The sequence below is a fragment of the Moorena sp. SIO3I6 genome (assembly GCF_010672095.1).
The window spans coordinates 1-3,666 of sequence record NZ_JAAHHU010000418.1; the positions used below are offsets into that span (position 1 = coordinate 1).

The 3,666-nt window shown below is 36.7% G+C and carries 3 protein-coding genes; all 3 read left to right on the forward strand.

Features of this window, described 5'->3' with window-relative positions:
* Window positions 1-588: GDSL-type esterase/lipase family protein (locus F6K49_RS37135; RefSeq protein ID WP_293105034.1), on the forward strand; the 588-nt coding region annotated here is incomplete at its 5' end.
* A gap of 374 nt (window positions 589-962) precedes the next feature.
* Window positions 963-2,324 (forward strand): aminotransferase class I/II-fold pyridoxal phosphate-dependent enzyme, encoded by a 1,362-nt coding sequence (locus tag F6K49_RS37140; protein ID WP_293105037.1) that lies wholly within the window; start codon window positions 963-965, stop codon window positions 2,322-2,324.
* Window positions 2,325-2,362: 38 nt separating this feature from the next.
* Window positions 2,363-3,538, forward strand: a complete 1,176-nt coding sequence (locus F6K49_RS37145) for a PLP-dependent transferase (protein WP_293105040.1) — start codon at window positions 2,363-2,365, stop codon at window positions 3,536-3,538.
* Window positions 3,539-3,666: the final 128 nt, after the last annotated feature.

The following is a 3,666-nucleotide window of genomic DNA, read 5'->3' on the forward strand; positions in this document are numbered from 1 at the left end:
GATTTAAACTCCGAAATAGAAGATTGGCTGAAGCAGGCAAGACCGGATATTGTTTTATTAATGGCTGGCACAAACGACATCCTTTTTCAGAATGAAAGCCCTGAAGATACGGTCAATGAAATGATTTTACTCATTGATAAAATTCTCGCCTGGTCAGATAATGTATATTTGTTTGTCTCTTCAATTCCCCCGATTAACCCCTCTGCACTGCAGGATGGTACTATCAAGAATCAGAAAGCTGATAAATACAATAACCTATTGGCAAATTTGCTGACGGGAGAAAGTTATAAAAACAAGAACATTCGATTTCTTGATAACCGGGATATATTCACCCCTGATCACATGCTTGAGGATGGTATTCACTTAACCTCAGAGGGTTACAAAAAGTTGGCTCAGGCTTGGTTCAAAATGATGCTCGGCATTACTCCGAGGGAAAAGCAAGATGATAGTCCTATAGATGTTCCGGTTGAGATCGAGATCTATAGTAGTTTAGAGAAAATTTTACAGGGTAAGCGCATCATTAAAAAATTGCTAATCCCTGATAGCACCTCAAGTAGCGTGTGCGTAGCACATAAGCTGTTCGCGTAGCCTGCGCGTAGCGCATTAGCTGTAGGGGAAGCTCTTCTGAAGGATTTTGCTAATTGCTGACCATGAGCATAGATCCCAAATGGCTTCTATAGGTTTTCCGGAATGAATTCACGGGGCGATCAAGCTCCTACTTTTTTCCCGTGTGATTCGATGTGCTATTATAAAAAAGTAAGTGTACATATTTATAAAGCCAGGTTGTTGTGATATTTATGTATCAAAGTTTTCAGGCTTCCTTTCTCACACAATCTGTATCAAGTGCTAATTTTTGCACTCCGATCTCCGCTTATCCGGACTGGGCGGCTTGATCGCGATAGGAATTGGTGATATCCAGATAGCTTAGACTGAATTACCCTAAACTTAGTACAACAATTAAGATGCTAACAGAACAAGACATTGATCAATGCTTGAAGATGCTGGATGGCATCTATACTTTATCCGAACCAGAAAGATTGGAGAGGATTGAAAAATTTGTTAAGTCTACCCTGTCTATTACTCCAGATATCTACAGTCCAAAAAACTTAAAATACTTATTTTCCTATCCCGACCCCATCGGTGTCTTTGCCGATTTCGTATCTAACTACATTAATTCTAATATTCATACTGAAGAATGTTCGCCAATTTTTACTCGGTGTGAAGTAGAAATGGTAGAAACTCTGTTACCGCTAGTCGGTTATCCTGAAGGGGATGGTATCTTTTATCCGGGTGGTACGTTATCTAATTTGGCATCTGTATTCTTAGCGGTACAAAGAGCAAAAGTTAATTTAGGACAATCAGTCATTCTGATCTCTGATCATTCTCATTACTCTGTTGAAAAAGCCGCCATAATTTGTGGACTTCAAAATATTATCAAAGTTAAAACAACCACAAAAGGAGTCGTAGATCTAGAACATTTAAGAGAATTAGTCAGCCAAATAACAGATGATAATCTTAATCTAATTTACTTTTGCTGTGTGATGGGTTCGACTACTTTGGGAACTTTCGATCCCGTAGAAAAAATCTTGGAAATATTCCAAGAATTCGCCATTAAACCTTGGATTCATTTTGATGCAGCTTGGGGAGGCGGGGTTTACTTTAGTGAAGATGCAGCGTTTTACAGAAAGCTGAGTAGTTTGTCAGATTCGATTGTATTAGACTTTCATAAATTTCTTTCAGCCCCTCTATTATGCTCAGTCTTACTGGTGAAAGACAAATCTGTTTTAGTGGATGAAGTAACAGCACTTAATGGTAATTATCTATTTACCAGCAACCAGAATATAAAATATAGTCTCAGCCTCAAGTCTTTACAATGTTCCCGAGAAGCCTATGCCTTTAAGCTCTGGCTAATGTTCAAACATCATGGTCTTGAACACTTTCAAAATTTAATTCAAAAATACTATGAAAATCAGGAAGAATTAATAAACAAACTTTCGGAGCGAGTTTTATATGTTGTCGAACCCCAGTATTTTAACGTGGGTTTATGGTTTATTCCTAAAGAAATGGAAGTGAAGGAAACTATCACAGATTACACGGCTGCAGAAATTGAGAAAATCGATCAACTTAATCTCGCTATCTATGATCAGATAGTTAAGGATGGCTTTATGAAAGTCAATTCATATCATTTTAATAATCTTCCTCTATTTATTCGGATTATTGTACATCATGGAAATCTGACAACAGACATCATTTCTGAAATTGTTGCTTATTTATATAAAATCTATGAATCTGTTGGATCAAGCCCTTGTAAAAGTCTAATCTAGAAGTCCAAAATTACAATAATTTACAGGAGGAATAGAAAATGGGCATAGTCAGAAAGCATGAATCCTACACTAACTCAATTATAACACCGATTTATCAAAATACAGCCTACTTTTATGATGACCATAAAACTTATGTCAAAGCCTTACATGAAGGATCGATCACAAAAGGCCGCTATGGCAGGTATCATAATCCAAATTGGGAAGAAGTAGAAGGAAGATTAGCCCAACTTGATGAGGCTGAAGATTGTTTACTCTTTCCCAGTGGCATGAGTGCTATTTACAGTACTTTAATGGCGTTCGCAAAATCTCAAAGCTGTTTCGCAACAACTTGCTATCTATATAAAAACACAAGACGTGTTTTTGATAATCTTGATCAACTTGGGTTCAAAACTTTGATTTTGGATAATTCGGATTTATCTGAGTTGATGATATCACTCGATCAAGTCAGTCAAGATCTTAATCTTCTCTTCTTGGAAATCCCCTCTAACCCTCATCTTTACCTAGCAGATATTGAAAAAATCAAAAAGTTGTTAGAACCTGATACGCTTCTCGTTGTCGATAGTACCTTTGCCAGCCCTTATAATTTTAAACCCTGTTTATGGGGGGCAGATTTAGTAATTCATAGTTGTACTAAATATCTCAATGGCCATGCTGATGTAGTACTGGGAAGTGTTGCTGGTAAAAAGGAAGCGATCGATAAAATTAGAAATTTTAGAAATATCAATGGAGTCATTCCTAGTCCTCGCGATGTGTTTACATTGGGTCAACACTTGAAAACCTTTAAGTTGAGAATGGAGTCTCTTAATGCTTCAGGTCAAAAACTGACTGAGTTTTTAAATTCGCATCCTTTAGTTTCAAAAGTATATTATTTGGGGTTAGATTCTCATCCTCATCGGGAATTATCAAAAAAGTATTTTGCCAATGGATATGGCGGTGTTGTGACCTTTGAACTCAAACTTTCAAAAAGTGAGACATCAGAATTGATTGACAATCTTAAAATCCCATATATTGCTTCTAACTTTGGTTCAGCGGAAACCTATATCGAACAGCTTGCTCCTTTTACATACTACTATTTATCCGAGGAGGATAGAAAATCATTACATATTACAGATAGTCTGATTCGACTCTCCATCGGCTTTAATGATCCAGTCGATAGTATTATTGATGATATCGATTGTAGTCTTGCTCGATATATGGCTACGGCAATACATTAGAGTATCTTGTTTTTGTACTCTATTTACTTGGTCAGCTTGTCTCTAAACTAGATTCGTAATTTGTATTTCCTTGTTTGGTATATATTTAGTCCGATCTAGCCAATCGATTACTAAACAATCCTGATCAG

What these genes read in the sequence shown, in the direction of transcription:
- F6K49_RS37140 (WP_293105037.1), top strand. Translation starts at nt 963, where the DNA reads ATGCTAACAGAACAAGACATTGATCAATGCTTGAAGATGCTGGATGGC.
- F6K49_RS37145 (WP_293105040.1), top strand. Translation starts at nt 2,363, where the DNA reads ATGGGCATAGTCAGAAAGCATGAATCCTACACTAACTCAATTATAACA.